Source organism: Marinobacter albus, assembly GCF_030238305.1.
Taxonomy (GTDB): Bacteria; Pseudomonadota; Gammaproteobacteria; order Pseudomonadales; family Oleiphilaceae; genus Marinobacter; species Marinobacter albus.
Map to the genome: position 1 here is coordinate 2,426,830 of NZ_JASSQD010000001.1, position 19,982 is coordinate 2,446,811.

The 19,982-nt window shown below is 57.8% G+C and carries 16 protein-coding genes and 1 tRNA gene; 5 read left to right on the top strand and 12 right to left on the bottom strand.

Going from position 1 to position 19,982, the window contains the following annotated elements; translation table 11 throughout:
- Positions 1-63: 63 nt before the first annotated feature.
- Both QQF73_RS11255 and QQF73_RS11260 read left to right on the top strand, forming a co-directional pair.
- On the top strand, positions 64-1,248 hold the full coding sequence (locus QQF73_RS11255; protein ID WP_219865379.1) for a pyridoxal phosphate-dependent aminotransferase: 1,185 nt from the start codon (positions 64-66) through the stop codon (positions 1,246-1,248).
- 70 nt (positions 1,249-1,318) lie between these two features.
- Positions 1,319-1,394, top strand: a tRNA-Asn gene (locus QQF73_RS11260).
- Positions 1,395-1,462: 68 nt separating this feature from the next.
- Here QQF73_RS11260 and pyrF read toward each other — a convergent pair.
- The 12 genes from pyrF to purU all read right to left on the bottom strand — a co-directional run bounded on the left by pyrF (position 1,463) and on the right by purU (position 15,882).
- Positions 1,463-2,173 carry an orotidine-5'-phosphate decarboxylase gene (gene pyrF, locus QQF73_RS11265; RefSeq protein ID WP_219865378.1) on the bottom strand — a complete coding sequence of 237 codons (711 nt, stop codon included), beginning with the start codon at positions 2,171-2,173 and terminating at the stop codon, positions 1,463-1,465.
- Positions 2,174-2,202: 29 nt separating this feature from the next.
- Positions 2,203-3,372, bottom strand: coding sequence for a lipopolysaccharide assembly protein LapB (lapB, locus tag QQF73_RS11270; RefSeq protein ID WP_219865377.1), 1,170 nt, complete (start codon positions 3,370-3,372; stop codon positions 2,203-2,205).
- Positions 3,372-3,674 (bottom strand): LapA family protein, encoded by a 303-nt coding sequence (locus tag QQF73_RS11275; protein ID WP_219865925.1) that lies wholly within the window; start codon positions 3,672-3,674, stop codon positions 3,372-3,374. Before QQF73_RS11275 ends, lapB begins: the two co-directional genes overlap by 1 nt.
- 63 nt (positions 3,675-3,737) lie before the next feature.
- Positions 3,738-4,034: an integration host factor subunit beta gene (locus QQF73_RS11280; RefSeq protein ID WP_008172061.1), complete on the bottom strand. Its 297-nt coding sequence runs from the start codon at positions 4,032-4,034 to the stop codon at positions 3,738-3,740.
- A gap of 134 nt (positions 4,035-4,168) precedes the next feature.
- A complete protein-coding gene (gene rpsA, locus QQF73_RS11285) occupies positions 4,169-5,860 on the bottom strand; it encodes a 30S ribosomal protein S1 (protein ID WP_219865376.1) in 1,692 nt (563 codons plus the stop codon).
- Between the two features lie 130 nt (positions 5,861-5,990).
- Complete coding sequence (gene cmk, locus QQF73_RS11290) at positions 5,991-6,671, bottom strand: (d)CMP kinase (protein WP_219865375.1); 681 nt, start codon at positions 6,669-6,671, stop codon at positions 5,991-5,993.
- A complete protein-coding gene (locus tag QQF73_RS11295; RefSeq protein ID WP_285368241.1) occupies positions 6,671-8,899 on the bottom strand; it encodes a bifunctional prephenate dehydrogenase/3-phosphoshikimate 1-carboxyvinyltransferase in 2,229 nt (742 codons plus the stop codon). Before QQF73_RS11295 ends, cmk begins: the two co-directional genes overlap by 1 nt.
- Positions 8,892-10,025 (bottom strand): histidinol-phosphate transaminase, encoded by a 1,134-nt coding sequence (gene hisC, locus QQF73_RS11300; RefSeq protein WP_219865373.1) that lies wholly within the window; start codon positions 10,023-10,025, stop codon positions 8,892-8,894. The genes QQF73_RS11295 and hisC overlap by 8 nt, the downstream gene beginning before the upstream one ends.
- Positions 10,026-10,060: 35 nt before the next feature.
- Positions 10,061-11,158, bottom strand: a complete 1,098-nt coding sequence (gene pheA / locus QQF73_RS11305; protein ID WP_219865372.1) for a prephenate dehydratase — start codon at positions 11,156-11,158, stop codon at positions 10,061-10,063.
- Positions 11,159-11,160: 2 nt separating this feature from the next.
- Positions 11,161-12,243, bottom strand: coding sequence for a 3-phosphoserine/phosphohydroxythreonine transaminase (serC, locus tag QQF73_RS11310; RefSeq protein ID WP_219865371.1), 1,083 nt, complete (start codon positions 12,241-12,243; stop codon positions 11,161-11,163).
- A 51-nt stretch (positions 12,244-12,294) separates the two neighbouring features.
- Complete coding sequence (gene gyrA / locus QQF73_RS11315; protein ID WP_219865370.1) at positions 12,295-14,901, bottom strand: DNA gyrase subunit A; 2,607 nt, start codon at positions 14,899-14,901, stop codon at positions 12,295-12,297.
- 126 nt (positions 14,902-15,027) lie between these two features.
- A complete protein-coding gene (gene purU / locus QQF73_RS11320; RefSeq protein ID WP_219865369.1) occupies positions 15,028-15,882 on the bottom strand; it encodes a formyltetrahydrofolate deformylase in 855 nt (284 codons plus the stop codon).
- Positions 15,883-16,111: 229 nt separating this feature from the next.
- Between purU and ggt the strand changes: the two genes are divergently transcribed.
- From ggt to ftsH, 3 genes are read left to right on the top strand one after another with little or no spacing between them, the layout of a single operon-like run.
- Complete coding sequence (gene ggt / locus QQF73_RS11325; RefSeq protein WP_228743221.1) at positions 16,112-17,788, top strand: gamma-glutamyltransferase; 1,677 nt, start codon at positions 16,112-16,114, stop codon at positions 17,786-17,788.
- 39 nt (positions 17,789-17,827) lie between these two features.
- Positions 17,828-18,076 (top strand): hypothetical protein, encoded by a 249-nt coding sequence (locus tag QQF73_RS11330; protein WP_219865367.1) that lies wholly within the window; start codon positions 17,828-17,830, stop codon positions 18,074-18,076.
- Entirely contained in the window at positions 18,073-19,980 is a 1,908-nt protein-coding gene (gene ftsH / locus QQF73_RS11335; protein ID WP_219865366.1) for an ATP-dependent zinc metalloprotease FtsH, read from the top strand. Before QQF73_RS11330 ends, ftsH begins: the two co-directional genes overlap by 4 nt.
- Positions 19,981-19,982: the final 2 nt, after the last annotated feature.

Here is a 19,982-nt window from a genome sequence, read left to right on the forward strand (position 1 = left end):
GGCTTAAGCACCGAGTCCCGGCCGATCGCAGCCCTATCAGACGCAGCTTTAAGGAGCGCAAGTTTGGACCTTCAACTTTCCAGCCGTGTACAGGCGATCAAGCCCTCTCCCACCCTCGCAGTCACCAACAAAGCCGCGGAACTCCGCGCAGCTGGCCAGGACATCATTGGCCTGGGTGCAGGCGAGCCGGACTTCGACACTCCCGATCACATCAAACAGGCAGCCATTGAAGCCATCAACAACGGCCAGACAAAGTATACCGCTGTGGATGGTACGCCGACCCTGAAGAAAGCGATTATTGCGAAGTTTAAACGGGACAACGGCCTGGATTACGAAGCCAACCAGATACTGGTATCCAGTGGAGGCAAACAGAGCTTTTTCAACCTGGCGCTTGCCACTCTTAATCCGGGTGACGAAGCCATCATTCCGGCTCCCTACTGGGTATCCTACCCAGACATGGTCCTGGTTGCCGAGGGCAAGCCGGTGATCATCGAAACCGGCGCGGAAACCCGATTCAAGATTACGCCTGAGCAGTTGGAAAACGCCATCACCGAGCGCACCCGTCTGTTCGTGATCAACAGTCCGTCCAACCCGAGCGGTATGGCCTATACCCTGGAAGAGCTACAGGCGATTGGCGAAGTTCTGAAAAAGCACCCGAACATCATGATCGCGACCGATGACATGTACGAACCGATCCTCTGGACTGGCAAGCCGTTCTGCAACATCCTGAACGCCACCCCGGAGCTGTACGATCGCACCTTCGTGCTCAACGGCGTATCCAAGGCCTACTCCATGACAGGCTGGCGCATCGGTTACGCGGCGGGCCCGGCCAAAATTATCGGTGCCATGAAAAAAATCCAGTCACAGAGCACCTCTAACCCGGCCTCCATCTCCCAGGCGGCGGCACAGGCTGCGCTTGATGGGGACCAGGGCTGCGTTGGCGACATGGTCAAGGCATTCAAGGAGCGCCACGACTGGCTGGTTGAGGCTCTGAACAAACTGCCGGGCGTTGAGTGCCTGAATGGCGACGGCACCTTCTACGTGTTCCCGAGCTTCCACGGCGCCATCGACGCCGATTCAGGCGTCAGCACCGACGTGGAATTTGCCGAAAAGCTGCTGACTGACGCCGGCGTGGCACTGGTTCCAGGCTCCGCCTTTGGTTGCCCGGGCCACATGCGCCTGAGCTTCGCCACCAGCATGGAAAACCTGAAAAAGGCCATCGAGCGCCTTCAAAAAGCACTTGGCTAAAAAGTTCCGACCAGGGGTTGACGGGGGCGTATTGCCAACTTAATATACGCGCCTCGTCACACGACGACGTTCCCCGATAGCTCAGTTGGTAGAGCAACGGACTGTTAATCCGTTTGTCGCTGGTTCGAGCCCAGCTCGGGGAGCCACTATTCAAAAAAGCCGCTGATTCCTGGAATCAGCGGCTTTTTTCATTTCTGGCCGAAGGCAAAGCGACTCAGAGAGTCGCCACCTCCTGATGTATCGCCTCCAGCGCCGCCAGTGGATCAGACGCCTGGGTAATCGGCCGACCAATCACCAAGTAATCACTGCCAGCCCGAAGCGCATCGCTCGGGGTCATAATCCGTTGCTGGTCACCTCTGGCCGCACTCAGCGGCCGAATGCCCGGCGTGACCAGCCGGAAATCGGCGCCCTGCTCCGCCTTCAGAGTCGGCGCTTCCTGAGCCGAGCACACGACACCGTCAAGACCACAATTTCGGGTCAGGGTTGCAAGCCGTGACACATGGGCCTCTGGCGATTCAACAATGCCAATACCTGCCAAGTCTGCAGCGCTCATGCTGGTCAGGACCGTTACCGCAATCAGCAATGGGCGATCGGCACCGAAAGACTCCAGGCGTTCGCGACAGGCGGTCATCATCTTTTCGCCACCCGAGGCGTGCACGTTGACCATCCACACCCCCAGGTCCGCCGCAGCCGCCACCGCTGCAGACGTTGTGTTGGGGATATCATGAAACTTCAGATCAAGGAAGACTTCAAATCCCCGCCGTTGCAGGTTCTGAACCAGTTGGGGGCCAGAACGGGTAAATAGCTCCTTACCCACCTTCAGACGGCATTTGGCGGGATCCAGCTTGTCCACCAGCTCAAGCGCCGGATTCTCGGAGGGAAAATCCAGCGCGACGATAATTTTCGGATCGTTAGCGTCTTGCACGTTTAATGTCCTGCGGAATGTCAGAAAAGTTATTCGGCTTCAACGCCCTGGATCGGGCGTACGGTTTCCCATTGTTTGCAACTCGGGCACAGCCAGTGCAGCTGTTGACCGGAGAACCCGCAATTCGCGCAACGGTAAACCGGGCGATTGGAGAGAATCAGATGACCAATCCGACTGACCAGCCGGCCTTCGTCCGTGGTCATGCCTTTTTCGTATCCGGCCATCTCCACCAGCCGGAGCAAGCCCCTGACACTGGGGCGCGTCTCGAGCTCCTGCCTTAACAAATCAATGGCTGCCGGTCGGCCAGAGGAACGTTCCACCGATTCAACCAGCGCCAGAAGCAGGCTCGTACTGGGATAGCTTTCGTAGAGCTTGCGCAGCTTTTTACCAAGGCGACCAACATCGCCGTGCTCATTTTCCAACCGCATCAGGCGGTCAACCGCCTCCGGGCCAAACTCCGGATTCTGGTCGAAAACCTTCAGGCTCTGGTTAGCCGCCTCCCGGAAACTGCCCTGGCGAACTTGCAGCTTCATCAGTATCAGGGTTGCCCTGACACAGGAATGATCGTAATCCAGGGCTTCCTTCGCCAGTTTCTGCGCCGCCCAGCGGTCGTCACGCCGCAGCGACTCTTCTGCCAATTCGCAGGTAATGTAAGCAAGCATCTTGAACATCGCCGGATCGGCATCGCCTTTAGTCAGCGCCCGTGCCACGTCAGCGGCCTTCCCCCATTCCTTTTCCTGCTGATAGACCTCAATCAACTGCTGGGCGGATTTGCGGCCGTAGTCTCGGTCTCCCATCAATTGTTGCAACAAGGCTTCCGCCCGGTCCAGAAGGCCGGCGTTCAGATAGTCCTTGGCCAATTCGAGAGTTACCTGGGGTGAAAAGCGGGTGGGTAATTCTGGCCGGGCCAGTAGATTCTGATGAATCAGGATTGCGCGCTCGGTCTCGCCTTTAAGGCGGAAGTGACTGCCAATAGAGAGGTGCAGACTGACCGTATCCTTGTTCACCGCGAGGGACTGAACAAAATTTTCCACGGCCTGGTCGGAGTAATTGGTAAACAGAAACTGAAGACGATCGCGCACCGACTCTTCGTCGGAGATGGTTTTTCTGGTCCTGCGGCCATTGCTGCCTAGCCTGCCGGCTACCCAGCCAGCCGCGACCGCTGCGGTGAGCAGCAGCCACTGAAGCACTATATCCATTAAAGAGTCCGGTCGTTCTGGGCCCTGGATTTCTCCAATGCCTGCTCGGCACGATCAAGTCGTTTCTGAAGAGTTCGCCGGGAAACCGAGTTACGAACAGTTGCCAGCATCGCGATCAGCACTCCAACCAGAGCGCCGATCACAAATGCCATGATAATCCAGACAGCCACCCCGTGGGGCTGGGTTTCGAACAACAGAAAATTGAGCGAAACAGCCACCTGATTATTGAGCGAAAACACGAGTGCTAGCAGGATAAGGACCAGTACCAACAGAATAATAAGAATTTTCTGCAATCCTGCCATAGCCATAGCGCTCCCTGATGGGCTTCGGAAAAGCCCGAATTATACCCGTTCCCCGATCCGGCGTCAGAAGCCTTTTTTCAGACTGTCGTTAACCTGTTCCCGCAACTCTTTGCCCGGCTTGAAATGGGGCACGTACTTGGCGGGTAACTGAACCGCTTCTCCGGTCTTGGGGTTACGGCCGGTGCGAGCAGCCCTGTGATGCAGGGAAAAACTGCCAAAGCCCCGGATTTCAATTCTCTGACCATCGGCAAGGGATTGAGACATGTGCTCAATGATGGTCTTCACAGCCAATTCTACATCTTTAACGGAGAGCTGAGTTTGCTTGGACGCGATCAGCTCGACCAGTTCGGACTTCGTCATGAGGCGTTTCCCTCTTTCATTATTATTCGACCGTCGATTACCGGACTCTCATGACTACCAGTTTAGCCAAACCAAAAAAAAACACAAAAAAAACGGGCTCTTAGAGCCCGTTTTTTTCTTACCAACTTGAGATATTAATCTTTGTTGGCGTTCTGCTGCTGCATCTGCTCCTTGATGAGATCACCAATAGTGGTCGCACCAGAAGTTTCAGCCGCTTTGGCCCGCACACCCTCAAGTGCCTGCTTGTCGTCCTCAACGTCCTTGGACTTCACTGACAGGTTGATGATGCGGTTCTTGCGGTCGATGCTGATAATCTTCGCTTCGACTTCTTCGCCTTCCTTCAGCGCGTTGCGTGCATCTTCAACACGGTCACGGCTGATTTCAGACGCCTTCAGTACGGCTTCGACTTCGTCATTCAGGGCAATGGTCGCAGCCTTGGCATCAACAGCAGACACGGTGCCCTTCACGATGGAGCCCTTGTCGTTCAGCTGTACAAACTCGGCGAACGGGTCGCTCTCGAGCTGCTTGATACCGAGGGAAATGCGCTCGCGCTCCGGATCAACAGACAGGATAACGGTTTCAACCTCATCACCCTTCTTGTATTCACGAACCGCTTCTTCGCCAGTCTCGTTCCAGCTGATGTCAGACAGGTGAACCAGACCGTCGATGCCACCGTCCAGGCCGATAAAGATACCGAAGTCAGTGATTGACTTGATCTTACCGGAGATACGGTCGCCCTTGTTGAAGTTGCTGGAGAAATCTTCCCACGGGTTGGAAACGCACTGCTTGATACCCAGAGAAATACGACGACGCTCCTCGTCGATATCCAGAATCATCACTTCCACTTCGTCGCCAACCTGGACGACTTTCGACGGATGGATGTTCTTGTTGGTCCAATCCATTTCGGAAACGTGGACCAGACCCTCAACACCCTCTTCCAGCTCTGCGAAGCAGCCGTAATCGGTCAGGTTGGTTACGTGTGCGGTAACCTTGGTACCTTCCGGATAGCGACCCTTGATATCAACCCAGGGATCTTCACCCAGTTGCTTCAGACCCAGTGATACACGGTTACGCTCACGGTCGAACTTCAGGACCTTAACGTTGATCTCATCGCCCACATTCACGATTTCGCTCGGATGCTTGATGCGCTTCCAAGCCATGTCCGTGATGTGCAGCAGGCCGTCAACCCCGCCCAGATCTACGAACGCGCCGTAGTCGGTCAGGTTCTTGACGATACCTTTGATTTCCAGACCTTCGGTCAAGGTTTCCAGCAGAGCTTCACGCTCGGCGCTGTTTTCAGCTTCCAGAACGGCGCGGCGGGAAACAACCACGTTGTTACGCTTCTGGTCCAGCTTGATAACCTTGAACTCGAGTTCTTTGTTCTCCAGATGCGCGGTATCGCGAACCGGACGAACATCTACCAGAGAGCCGGGTAGGAAGGCGCGGATGCCGGCCAGATCGACGGTGAAACCACCCTTGACCTTACCGTTGATAATACCCTTGACAACCTCTTCCGCTTCGAAGGACTTCTCAAGAACCTTCCAAGCTTCGGCACGCTTGGCCTTCTCACGAGACAGACGGGTTTCCCCGAAGCCGTCTTCAACAGCATCGAGAGCTACATCGACAACGTCGCCGATAGCAACTTCCAACTCGCCTTTTTCGTTGAGGAACTGGGAGGCGGGGATAACGCCTTCGGACTTCAGTCCGGCGTTAACGGTGACCCAGTCGCTGTCGACGTCAACTACGGTTCCCTGGACGATGGAACCCGGTTGCATGTCAATTTCTTTTAGGCTTTCTTCAAAAAGATCCGCAAAGCTCTCGCTCATTATGTGTCCTATGTGATCAACGCAAGTTTACTCCGTGCTACCAGCAACACGGTCTGTTAGTCATGTCCGGATATGGCCAGTGGCTGGCCGATAACGCCACATCCGGCATTTGAACGACAAAAAGGTGTAGTCAGGCCTGACCTGCTGCGGCCATACACCTGTCTAACACCTCTTCTATACTCAAACCCGTAGAATCAATGACTTGCGCATCATCTGCAGGCTTGAGAGGGGCTGCAGAACGGTTCATATCCCGTTCATCACGAACCCGTATCTCCTCTAAAAGGGTATCAATGTTAACATCGACACCCGCGTCCTTCAACTGGCTAAATCGTCTCCGGGCACGCTCCTCGGCACTGGCAGTCAGGAAAATCTTCACCGGCGCATCGGGAAAGACAACCGTGCCCATATCCCGGCCATCGGCAACCAATCCCGGGGGCTTCCTGAAATCCCGCTGCCGTTGCAACAGCGCATCCCGGACCGGCTGCATCACCGCAACCCGGGAAGCGTTGTCGCCACAGGTCTCAGTGCGAATTTCCGAGGTCACATCCTCCCCTGCCAGGATCACTTTCGCCGGTTCTCCCGCCGGAGTTGGCTGGAACGCCACATCCAGGGAGGCCGCAACACCTACCAGGCTGGCCTCATCATCCAAGGAAACCCCCTGGCGCACGGCGGCAAGGGCGGTCAGCCGATAGAGTGCACCACTGTCCAGAAGATGAAATCCCAGCTTCGTCGCCAGCATCTGGGTAATGGTACCTTTGCCCGATCCACCCGGCCCATCAACGGTAATAACCGTCGCCACGCTCTCAGACATTACTCATCTCCCTCGGCGGTGACGTGGATCCCGGTGCTCCGGGCCAGCTCCACGAATCCCGGGAAAGACGTTGCCACGTTGGCACAGTCTGTGACCTCTATCTCCGCTTCCGCCCGAAGCGATGCCACCGCAAAGGACATGGCAATTCGATGATCGCCGTGACTGTTGACCGTTCCGCCGTCAATCGTCTGGTCGCCCTCGATGACAATGCCATCCGGCGTTACCGTGGTTTCAACGCCCAGCGCAGCAAGCCCATCGGCCATCACCTGGATCCGGTCACTTTCCTTGACCCGAAGCTCTTCGGCCCCACGGAGAACGGTGCGCCCCTTGGCGCAGGTTGCGGCGATGAACAGCACCGGAAACTCATCGATCGCCAGTGGCACCTGATCCTCGGGAATATCTATACCTTGCAGCTCCGCCGCCCGGACGCGCAGGTCCGCCACCGGCTCCCCACCGATTTCCCGCTCGTCAAGCACTTCGATATCGGCCCCCATCATGCGGAGAATGTTGATCACACCCACCCGTGTCGGGTTCATTCCCACATGGCGCAGCACAAGGTCCGAGCCCGGTGCGATACTGGCGGCTACCAGGAAAAACGCCGCTGACGAGATATCGGCCGGCACGTCGATGTTGGTGGCCTTGAGATGCCCACCCCCACTGACGCTTGCGGTCGCGCCGTCGCGATGAACGTGGTAACCAAAACCCGCCAGCATGCGCTCGGTATGATCGCGGGTCGGTGCCGGTTCGGTTACAGAAGTACTGCCCTCGGCATAGAGACCGGCCAGCAACAGGCAGGACTTCACCTGTGCGCTGGCAACCGGCATCTCATAATGGATGCCACTCAGGTGCTGACCGCCGCGGATTTTCAGCGGCGGTCGACCACCCTCGGCGGTGTCGATTACCGCACCCATGGCCCGCAGCGGATCGGCCACTCTACCCATGGGGCGCTTGGACAGACTCGCATCACCGGTCAGTTCGGAATCGAACGGCTGAGCTGCGAGCAGTCCGGCAAACAGACGCATGGCAGTGCCGGAGTTGCCCAGATAAAGCGGTCCCCGCGGCGCCTGCAGACCATTGACACCAACGCCGTGAATGCGCACAAATCCGGCATCCGGTCCCTCAATGGTGACACCCATGTCCCGAAATGCCTGCAGGGTGGCCAGGCTGTCCTCACCCTCCAGGAAGCCTTTCACCTCGGTGGTCCCGTCAGCCAACGCGCCCAGCATAATCGAGCGGTGGGACATGGATTTGTCACCCGGAACCCGGATATCGCCGGTAACGGCGCTGCCGGGCTGAAGACGGAACGTTACCTGTTTCTCACTGTTGTTTGTCACGTAAGCCTGTCCTGAAAGCATCTTTGAAAAGTGTTCCCGCGCTGCTTTGGCGCGACTGAAAACTCGCAGCAGCGTGGCGCTGTCCTGATTGGCAATCGCCTCACGCAGCTGTTCCAGATCGTGGGTGAAATGGTCGATCACCCGAAGCACTGCCTGTTGGTTCGAAAGGAAGATATCGTGCCACATTACCGGGTCACTGGCGGCAATCCGCGTGAAATCACGGAAACCACCGGCAGCGTATCGGAAGATGTCCATGTTCTCATCTTCGCCGGCAAGGGTATCCACCAGGGAGAAAGCGATCAGATGCGGGAGGTGGCTGGTCGCCGCCAGCACTTCGTCATGATAGGCCACCGACATGGTCAGCACGGTAGCGCCGCACCCCTCCCAGAGCCGCTTCAAACGATCCAATGCGGACTGGTTGACCTGCTCATCAGGCGTCAGGATAACCTTATGCCTGGCAAACAGATCCGGATTGGCCGCCCGGATACCGCTTTTCTCGGAACCGGCAATCGGGTGCCCAGGAATTACCTGCGGCGACAGCGCCCCAAAAACCGCCTCCACATCGGCGACAAAGCTGGACTTGGTGCTGCCAACGTCGGTCAGCACGGCGCTCTCACCGAGCCACGGCTGGATTTCCTCCAGCACCGCTCGCGTTGCACGGACCGGCACCGCGAGAACCACCAGATCGCTCCCCTTCACCGCCTCTTCGATTGATGCCGCGGCCTCATCAATGACACCGAGCTCATGACCCAGCGCCAGCTCGTCGGCGCGCTTGTCGGCGCCAACCACTACCTCTGCCAGACCGTTTCGCCGGATCGCGCAGGCCAGAGATCCGCCGATCAGGCCCAGCCCGATGATCGCGACACGCTTGAAGAGCGGCTGCTGATCAGACATCCGCGGCTCCCTGCCCTGGCGGCTGCAGCGCATGCTCCAGCGCGTCGATAAAGCGATCGTTGTCAGCCTGCAGGCCTACCGATACCCGTAAATGGTTCGGCATTCCGTAACCGGCAACCGGCCGAACGATGACGCCCTGGGCGAGCAGTGACTGATAGATGTCCTGGGCCCGCCCGCCAACGTCAACGGCAATAAAATTACCGGCTGACGGTATGTAGCCCAGGCCCAGCCTGTCGAACGCCTGTTCCAGCTGTTTCAGTCCTGCGGCATTTACCTCACGGGATCGCTCCAGATACTGGTCGTCACCCAACACCGCAGTAGCAGCTGCAAGAGCCAGCGTATCAACGTTGAAGGGCTGGCGAACACGGTTGAGGATATCGGCAATCGCTGCTGAGCAGATGCTGTAGCCGACCCGGAGCGCGGCCAGTCCCCAAGCCTTGGAGAAGGTCCTGCAGACAATCAGATTGGGAAACCGGCTCAGCAGCTTGACGCCATCAGGGTACTGATCACCCTGGAGGTATTCGCAATAGGCTTCGTCGAGAACAACGAGGACATTGGCGGGGATTTTTTCCAGAAACGCCTCGATCGCTTCAGCCTCGTGAACCGTGCCGGTCGGATTATTCGGGTTGGCCACAAAGATCAGTCGCGTGCGATCGGTCACGGCTGCGGCCATGGCGTCAAGATCGTGCCCCCACGCCTTTGCCGGTACCGATATGCCTTTGGCGCCAATGGCCTGAGTCACCAGGGGATAAACAGCAAAGGCATACTGGGAGAAAACGACTTCCGAGTCACGGTCCGCGAAACAGCGGGCAATCACTTCCAGCACATCGTTCGAGCCGTTACCCAGGGTGATCTGGTCCATACCGACACCAAATCGGGCCGCCAAAGCCTGTTTCAGGTCAAAACCATTACCATCGGGATACAGGCACAGTTCCGGCAGCGCCTCCCTAACGGCCGCAAGCGCTTTATCACTGGGCCCGAGCGGGTTCTCGTTACTGGCCAGCTTGACGATATCGGCCGGATTCAGGCCCAGCTCACGGGCCAGCTCTTCAATCGGTTTGCCCGGCTGATAGGGAGACAGCGCCTGAACCCCTTTCACTGCCAGGCTTTGGTAATCAATCGCCATAGCCTTACCTCGTTCCTAGCCTGAATACCGCGAATCTAGAGCACACCAATCGGGTAGGAACCCAGCCGCTTGAGCTCAACCGCCTCGTCGTCCACTTCCGCCAGCAGATTGCGTACCTGCTCATTCTCCATGTGCCCCTCGAAATCGATGTAGAACACATACGCCCAGGTACCGCTGGGCGACGGCCGGGTTTCGATCCGGGTCAGGCTGATGCCATGGCGATGGAAGGGTTCCAGAAGCTGATAGAGCGCGCCGGGTTTATTGCGCATGGACACCAGGATGGACGACTTGTCGTGCCCGCTGGCCGGCACTTCCTCGCGGCCGATAATGAGGAACCGTGTCGTGTTATCCGGACGGTCCTCTATGCTGCTCGCCAGCATTTCCAGCCCGTAGAGCTCCGCGGCCATATCACCGGCAATGGCCGCCGCACCGGGCTCTTCCGCCGCACGCCTGGCCGCCTCGGCATTGCTCGACACGGTAATGCGTTCAATACCGTAGCGATGGGTGTCCAACCACTGACGACACTGGGCAAAGGATTGTTGATGGGAATAGATCCGGGTGATTTCCTGGTCTTTGTGTTTCGGTGATACCAGCAGGTGGTGGTGAATTCGAAGCTGAACCTCACCGCAGATTTTCAGCGGTGACGACATGAACATGTCCAGGGTGTGGTTGATCATACCCTCGGTGGAGTTCTCCACGGGCACCACCCCGTAATGAGCAGCGCCGGACTCCACCTCTCGGAACACCGCGTCTATCGCGGGTAAAGGCACACTGACCACCGAGTGCCCGAAATGCTTCAGGGCCGCTGCCTGGGTAAAGGTACCCACCGGGCCCAGAAAAGCAATGTGCATCGGCTTTTCCAGAGCCAGGCAAGCAGACATGATCTCTCGGAACAGCCGGGCCATTTCCTCGGCAGACAAAGGCCCCGGGTTCTGCTCCTTGATACGGCGCAGCACCTGGGCTTCGCGCTCAGGGCGATAAAAGAAAACATCCTGGTCCGGGTTCGAAGCCATTTTGACGTGCGCCACTTCCTGGGCACAGCGGGCCCGGGCACTGATCAGATCCATGATTTGCTGGTCAAGGCTGTCGATCTCGTCCCGAAGCTCTGCCAGGCGAACTTGCTCGTCACTCATGCTCAGCCACGCTCCCTGGCGAATTCCGCCATGTACTGGATCAGGGCGTCAACGCCGGCCTCAGGCATGGCATTGTAGATGCTGGCGCGCATTCCTCCGACGGAGCGATGCCCCTTCAGATTGAGAAGACCGCGGGCGTCCGCGCCTTTCAGGAAGTCACTGTTAAGACCGTCGTCCGCCAGGGTAAACGGGACATTCATCCAGGAGCGGAACCGGGGATCAATCGGGTTCGCATAGAAGTCGTTGGTATCGATGAAATCGTACAGCTTCCTCGCCTTGCGATGGTTGATCTCACCCATGGCTTCCACGCCGCCCTGGGCCTTCAGCCATTTGAATACCAGCCCGGCCAGATACCACGAATAGGTCGCCGGGGTGTTGTACATGGAGTCGTTATCGGCGATGACCTGATAGTTCATCATCGTCGGCGTTTCCTTGCGGGCCTTGCCCAGCAGATCCTTGCGGATAGCCACGACAACCAGCCCCGAGGGTCCGATGTTTTTCTGGGCTCCGGCATAGATCAGACCGAACTTCGAGAAATCCATCGGGCGGGACAGCATGGTGGACGACATATCCGCCACCAGCGGCACCTTGCCACTGTCCGGGATGAAGTCGTACTCGAGTCCCCCGATGGTTTCATTCGGCGTGTAGTGCAGATACGCAGCATCAGCGTTGAGTTGCCAGCTGGACACATCCGGAATGGTGGTGAAGCCGGATTCCTCCGAACTGGCCACCACATTCACCTCGCCATAGCGCTTTGCTTCTGCAATCGCCTTCTTGGACCAGATGCCAGTGTTCACATAATCCGCGGAAGTCTTCTCTCCCAGAAGATTGAGCGGAATGGTAGCAAACTGGCTAGAAGCTCCACCCTGCATGAAGAGTACGGCGTAATCATTTGATATACCCGCCAATTCACGGAAGTCTTTCTCGGCAGTTTCGGCAATCTGTACAAACTCCTCACTGCGATGGCTCATCTCCATGACGGACATGCCGGTACCGCGCCAGTCCAGCATTTCCTCGCGTGCCTGCTGCAGCACGGATTCCGGCAAGGTCGCCGGGCCTGCACAAAAGTTATACGCCCTACTCATGATCCTGTGATCTCTCAAGTCTTACTGGTTCGGTCTTGTGGCGGTGCCGGCTTATTCCTCGCCGGCACTGTCTTCGGAGCTGCCTTCAGCGGAACCTTCACCCTCTTCGCCGTCGAGCTCCTCGTCGTCGGTTTCGGCAATACGCTCCACGCCCACGAGGCGTTCGTCTTCCTGGCTGAGTTTGATCAGCCGCACACCCTGGGTGTTCCGGCTCAGTACAGAGACCTCGTCGGTACGGGTCCGTACCAGCGTGCCCTTGTCGGAGATCAGCATCATCTCATCGCCATCAAACAGCTGCAGCGCAGTAACCAGGTTGCCGTTACGCTCGGAACACTGCATGGCAATAACGCCCTGGCTGCCACGACCGTAGGTGGGGAACTCATCAATGGCGGTTCGCTTGCCGTAGCCGTTTTCACTGGCGGTCAGGATCACACCGTCTTCTTGGGGAATAATCAGAGACACCACGTGATGCCCTACCGGCATCTTGATACCGCGCACACCTCGGGCGGTCCGGCTCATCGGGCGCACCGCCTCTTCGGCGAAGCGAACGGCCTTGCCAGCGGTGGAGAACAGCATCACTTCCGCATCGCCTTTGGTAATGGCGGCGCCAATCAGGGTATCGCCCTCATCCAGGGACAGGGCAATCAAACCACTGCTCCGGGGACGAGAGAAGTTCGGCAGCGGCGTCTTCTTGACCACACCGGCGGAGGTTGCCATCAGTACAAACTGGTCTTCCGGGTAATCCCGGACTGGCAGGAAGGTCGTAATTCGCTCGCCCTCGTCCAGCGGCAGGATGTTCACCATGGGACGACCGCGGGAAGCGCGGCTTGCACGGGGGATTTCGAAAACTCTCAGCCAGTAGACCTTGCCGCGGTTCGAGAAACACAGAATGGTGTCATGGGAATTGGCCACCAGCAGTTTTTCGACGAAATCCTCATCCTTCATGGACGTGGCTGCCTTACCCCGACCACCACGGCGCTGGGCCTGGTAATCCTCAACGGCCTGGGTCTTGGCGTAGCCGCTGTGCGAGATGGTAACTACAAGGTCTTCTTCATCAATCAGGTCCGCGATGGTGAGATCGCGGCGCGAACTGGTGATTTCCGTAAGGCGCTCATCACCGAATTCGGTAACGATGGCTTCCAGTTCCTCGCGTATAACCTGCATCAGGCGGTCGGGATCGCCAAGAATGTCGAGCAGGTCGGCAATCTTTTCCAGAATTTCCTTGTACTCATTCTCAAGCTTTTCGGTTTCCAGACCGGTCAGGCGATGCAGACGCAGATCCAGGATGGCCTGGGCCTGCTCGGGCGACAAGTGATACAGCCCTTCACGCAGACCATAGATCTCGGGCAGGTCATCCGGACGACACGCGTCTTCACCGGCGCGCTCCAGCATGCCCAGAACATCACCGGGGGACCAGCCCTTGTCCATCAGCTTTTCTTTGGCTTCGGTCGCCGACGGTGAGGCTTTGATCAGCTCGATGATTTCATCGATGTTGGCCAGGGCAACGGTCAGGCCTTCAAGAATGTGGCCCCGCTCCCGCGCTTTACGCAGTTCGAAGATGGTCCGACGGGTTACCACTTCACGGCGGTGACGCACGAACGCGTCCAGCATCTGCTTCAGATTGAGGGTCTTCGGCTCGCCATTGATAAGCGCAACCATGTTGATGCCGAACACGGTTTGCAACTGGGTCTGAGCAAACAGGTTATTGATGATGACGTCCGGGTTTTCCCCACGCCGCAATTCAATAACCACCCGGATGCCTTCCTTGTTGGATTCGTCCCGCAGCTCCGAGATGCCTTCGAGACGCTTTTCTTTCACCAACTCGGCAATTTTCTCGATCAACCGCGCCTTGTTCAGCTGGTACGGCAGCTCGGTGATGATGATCGCGTCGCGGTTGGTCTTGTTGTCGTGCTCGATTTCATGGCGGGCACGAATGTAGATGCGGCCGCGACCGGTCCGATAAGCCTCAACGATGCCGGCACGGCCATTGATGATGCCCTGGGTCGGGAAATCCGGGCCGGGAATGAATTCCATCAGCTCGTCAACCGTCAGATCCGGGTTATTGATCAGCTCCAGGCAGCCCTTGACCACTTCGGTCAAGTTGTGGGGCGGAATGTTGGTCGCCATGCCCACGGCGATGCCTGAGGAACCGTTAACCAGCAGGTTGGGCACCCGGGTGGGCAGGACGTCAGGGATGCGCTCGGTGCCGTCGTAGTTGTCGACGTAATCCACCGTTTCCTTCTCGAGATCCGCCAGCAGCGAATGGGCAATCTTTTCCATCCGGATTTCGGTGTAACGCATGGCTGCCGCGTTATCACCGTCGATGGAACCGAAGTTGCCCTGACCGTCGACCAACGGATAACGCAGCGAGAAAGGCTGAGCCATACGAACAATGGTGTCGTAGACCGCGGAGTCACCGTGGGGGTGGTATTTACCGATAACATCACCCACCACACGGGCGGATTTCTTGTAAGCCTTGTTCCAGTCGTTGTTCAATTCGGACATGGCGAACAGAACCCGGCGGTGCACCGGTTTAAGGCCGTCCCTGACGTCCGGCAAGGCCCGGCCGACGATGACGCTCATGGCGTAATCGAGGTAGGACTGTTTTAACTCGTCTTCAATATTTACCGGCAGGATCTCTTTGGCTAACTCACCCATCGAGAAAGGTTCCTTTGCGTTATCTGGAAGTCGTGTCAGGGCCGTTTCCGGGCCCCCTAGTTATTCTTCAACAAGCCGCCAAGTCTACCACAATCGCACCCTCGCCGGGGCAACTGTGAGACGGCCTTAATCAAACACCACAGTCTTGTTTTCATAGGTAATCACGCGATCTTCGATATGGGATCGCAAACCGCGGGCCAGCACGTTCTTTTCCACATCTTTTCCAAGGCGCACCATATCTTCGATGGAATCGCTGTGGGTGATGCGAATGACGTCCTGCTCAATGATCGGCCCCTCGTCCAGGTCCTGAGTGACATAGTGACAGGTCGCACCGATCAGCTTCACACCCCGGCTGTAGGCCTGGTGGTACGGGCGGGCTCCGGCGAATGATGGCAGGAAGCTGTGATGGATATTGATGACCTTGCCGGCGTACCGGGCGCAAAGCTCGGCGGGCAGGATTTGCATGTATCGGGCCAGCACCACAACGTCAGCGTCATACTGTTTGAAAAGTTCGTCGATGTGGGTGAACGCCTCAGCCCTGTTTTCCTTGCTCACGGGCACGTGGTGGTAAGGAATTTCATGCCATTCCACCATTCTGCGCAGATCGTCGTGGTTGGAAATCACCGCCACGATCTCGGCATTGATTTCCTTGCTGTGCCAACGGTACAGAAGGTCAGCCACACAGTGGGATTCCTTGCTGCACATCAGGACGACTTTCTTGGGCTGAGCCGAGTCCGCAATGTGCCAGTTCATATTGAATTCACGGGCAATGGGATCGAACGCTGCGCGGAACTGATCCAGGCCGAAGGGAATCGAACTGGCCTTGATCTCATGACGCATGAAGAACCAGCCGGTGTGAGTATCCGAATGGTGACTCGCCTCGGTAATCCAGCCATTGTAGGTGGACAGAAAGTTACTCACCTTGGCGACAATTCCCACCCGGTCCGGGCAGGAAATCACAAGACGATAGGTATGCTCCATGAAAGCCTTTCCTTAACTAAAATCCGGGAAAGCAGGTGCGCAGGGGAATCACTGACGGATACTCGACAGGTTGACGATACGCACCTATTAAAATGACCGGCTATCATAGCCTATCTGAACGTCAGAAACGAGGAAGAGAATCATGAACACTGCACCACAGCGGCAAACCCGGAAAAGCCACCTCATGACGCGCTCAGGGCACCTGTGGGTCATTGCATTCCTCCTTTCCATGACAACCGTCGTTCCGGCTTCCGGTCAGCCCATTCTCGAGGGCGAGCGCTTTCACCCAACCGTTGCCCGCCATGGCATGGTCGCAACCAGCCACACCCTGGCAACGGACGTCGCGCTGCAGGTCCTGAGAGACGGCGGAAACGCCATTGACGCCGCCGTCACTGCGGGTTTTGCCCTGGCAGTAACCCAGCCCCGGTCCGGCAATATTGGCGGCGGTGGATTCATGCTGATTTCGAAGGGCGATGGCAGCGCCCCGGAAGCCATTGATTACCGTGAGCGGGCCCCAGCCGCGGCAACCGCAACCATGTTCCAGGACGACAGCGGGGAGGTGGTCGAGGACCGCAGTCGTTTTACCCACCTGGCCGCCGGGGTTCCGGGTACGGTCGCCGGGCTGGCACTGGCGCTTGAACGCCACGGCACGCTCTCATTGAAAGAGGCCTTGGCCCCGGCCATCAAACTGGCCCGCGACGGGTTCACGGTGCCCAAGCGTTTCACCGAGGGCCTGGAATCCGCGCGACCGCGCCTAGAGCGCTGGCCCGCCACACTCAATACCTTTTACAAGCGCAATGGTGATGCCTACCAGCCCGGCGACCTGTTTCGCCAGCCAGCCCTGACCAGAACCCTGCAGCGCATCGCCAATGACGGGGTTAAGGGGTTTTACGAGGGCAAGACGGCGGAACTGATCACAGAGGAAATGCAGCGCCATGGTGGTCTGATTACCAGGGAAGACCTGAAAGCCTACCACCCCGTGGTTCGAACCCCGGTGCATGGCAGCTATCGAGGGTACGACATCTATTCGATGTCGCCGCCCTCCTCCGGCGGCACCCACATTGTCCAGATCCTGAACATTCTTGAGGGTTTCCCGATTGGCCAATTCGGCCACAACTCCGCCGACACCCTCCATCTGATGGCGGAAGCCATGAAACTGGCGTACGCGGATCGCTCGGAATACCTGGGAGACACTGACTACGTCGATGTCCCCCTGGCCGGACTGACCAGCAAGGCCTACGCCGAAGCGCTGCGAGGCGATATTGAGCCGGGTCGGGCCCGGCCAGCCAGTGAAATCAGCCCGGGACAGCCGGCGGCCTACGAAAGCCCGGAAACCACGCATTTTTCAGTCGTGGACAAATGGGGCAATGCCGTGTCCAACACCTATACCATCAATTTCAGCTACGGTTCCGGTATAACCGTAAAAGGCGCCGGCTTTCTGCTCAATAATGAAATGGACGATTTCAGTGCAAAACCCGGCGTGCCCAATGCCTACGGCCTGATCGGCGGCGAAGCCAACAAAGTGGAGCCTGGCAAACGCATGCTCAGCTCCATGTCCCCGACGATTGTCAAAAAAGATGGCAGGAACTTCCTCGTTACCGGCAGCCCGGGTGGTTCAAGGATCATCACAACTACCCTCCAGGTAATCATGAACGTCATTGACCATGGCATGAATATCCAGACAGCGGTCAATGCCCCCCGAATTCATCACCAGTGGCTGCCAGATGAGGTTCGGATTGAGCAGGGGATCAGCCCTGACACCATTGCACTGCTGGAAAAACGAGGCCACACCGTGGTGACCAATTCGGCGATGGGCGCCATTCAGAGTATTATGATTGGAAAGGACGGTACGCTTTACGGTGGCGCCGACCCGAGGCGAAGCACCTCCTCGGCCAGGGGCTATTAACGTGACCGGTCAACTGAAACGCTGAACAAGGAGGCGAGCATGTTCCTGTCAGTCCAACTGAGCTGCTATCCGCTCAAAGACGACTACAAACAACCGATCTGGGACCTCATCGCGCGTCTTGAGGAAACCTCGCTTGAGGTGGTTCCGGGGCGCATGAGCACGGAAATCTTCGGTGAGTATGACGAAGTCATGAAAGTACTCTCCGATACTATGAAGTGGTCCTTCGAAACCTATGGAAAATCCGTTTTTGTCGCCAAAATCATGGAGGGTGACCGGAGACCGAAATGACAACGCCAAACGAACCTGGAAACCATAAACCGTCAAATGAGCCGCAGCCGGCTATCCCGAACCAGTATTCCTTCCTGTGGCTCAGTGCCGCCATCTTCCTGATGGTGCTCTGGCTCCAGGATGGCGGCCAGCCCAGGCTTCACGAACTGGCCTATTCGGAGTTCAAGACGGCGGTGGTAAACAACGAAGTGGCGGACGTCACTCTCATGGAGGAGAGCATCATCGGAACGTTCACCGATAGCGGTGCAGCGTCGTTCAGCTCAGACACCTCCCCCCAGGAGAGCGGCACCGGGTTTCACACCATTCGTCCGCCGATGGAAGACCCCTCCCTGCTGCCATTGCTTGAAGAAAACGAGGTCACCATACGCGCTACGCCCTCGGGGCTGCCCTGGTGGCAGGAAATGATTCGGGGCTTCCTGCCCTGGATTCTGCTCCTGGCCCTCATGTTCTGGTTCTGGGGCGTCGCCCAGAAACGCATGACCCAGGGGGGCGGACCGTTTGACTACGGCAAGTCCAAGGCTCGTCGTGCCCGCAAGGAAACCTCCACCACCACGCTGGACGACGTTGCGGGCATTGAGTCGGCAAAGCGTGAGATCAGTGAAATCATCGATTTCCTTAAGGCCCCTGAGAAATATCGGGCACTGGGTGCGGAAATGCCCAAGGGCGTGCTGCTGGTCGGGCCGCCGGGCACCGGTAAAACCCTGCTGGCTCGCGCCATTGCTGGTGAGGCCGAGGTACCTTTCTTCAGCATCAGTGCCTCGGAATTCATCGAAATGTTCGTGGGTGTGGGGGCGGCACGGGTGCGGGATATGTTCCTGAACGCCCGCAAGGAGGCGCCCGCTCTGATCTTTATTGATGAACTTGATGCCATCGGCCGCTCACGGGGCACCGGCCTCGGCGGCGGACACGATGAACGGGAACAGACGCTGAACCAGATCCTTACCGAAATGGATGGCTTCGAACCCCATGAAAACATACTCGTTCTGGCGGCCACCAACCGACCCGATGTACTCGACAGCGCCCTGCTTCGGCCCGGGCGGTTCGATCGCAAGATCACACTGGACCGGCCACACAAGGAGGCGCGCGCCGCAATCCTGCAAGTACACGCGCGCAAAGTGCCACTGGCGGACGATGTGGACCTTGACCAGCTCGCAGCGCGCACCATCGGTTTCTCCGGCGCTGACCTGAAAAACCTGGTCAACGAGGCAGCCCTGACGGCAGCCCGGGAGAACCTGCACGAGGTTACAGCCCACTGTTTCGAGCTGGCCCGCGACCGCATCATTCTTGGTGAGGAGCGCGATGCCCACCTGTCGAAGGAAGAGCGGGAAGCCGTGGCGTACCACGAGTGCGGACACGCCATCATGGCCTATTACCTGCCCAAGGCGGATCCGCTCACCAAGATCACCATCATTCCCCATGGCCTGGCCATGGGGGTGACCGAGCAGACCCCAAAAGACGATCAATACAACTACACCGAAAGCTACCTGAAAGACCGGATCAAGGTGATGCTCGGGGGAAGGTCCGCGGAAAAGCTGATCTATGGCGAGGTCAGCACCGGAGCCCAGAACGATCTCAAAGAGGCGACCACGCTGATCCGCCGAATGATTGGGCAGTGGGGCATGAGTGAAAAAATCGGCCCGCTAGGCCTGAGCATTGGCGAGGAGCACGTTTTTCTCGGCCGGGAAATGGGCCTGCCCCGGGAGTTCAGCGAAAAAATGGCGGAGTTGATCGATACGGAAATCCAGTCACAGCTCCTTGCCCTCGAAAAATCCACCCTCGATTTCCTGAAGGAACATCACCGGCAACTGGAGGCTCTGGCACAAGCCGTGCTGAAGAAGGAGACGCTGTCCGCCGAGGAGATCGACGAGATTCTGCGTAAGGAAGACGCCCGGAAAATTGCCTGACC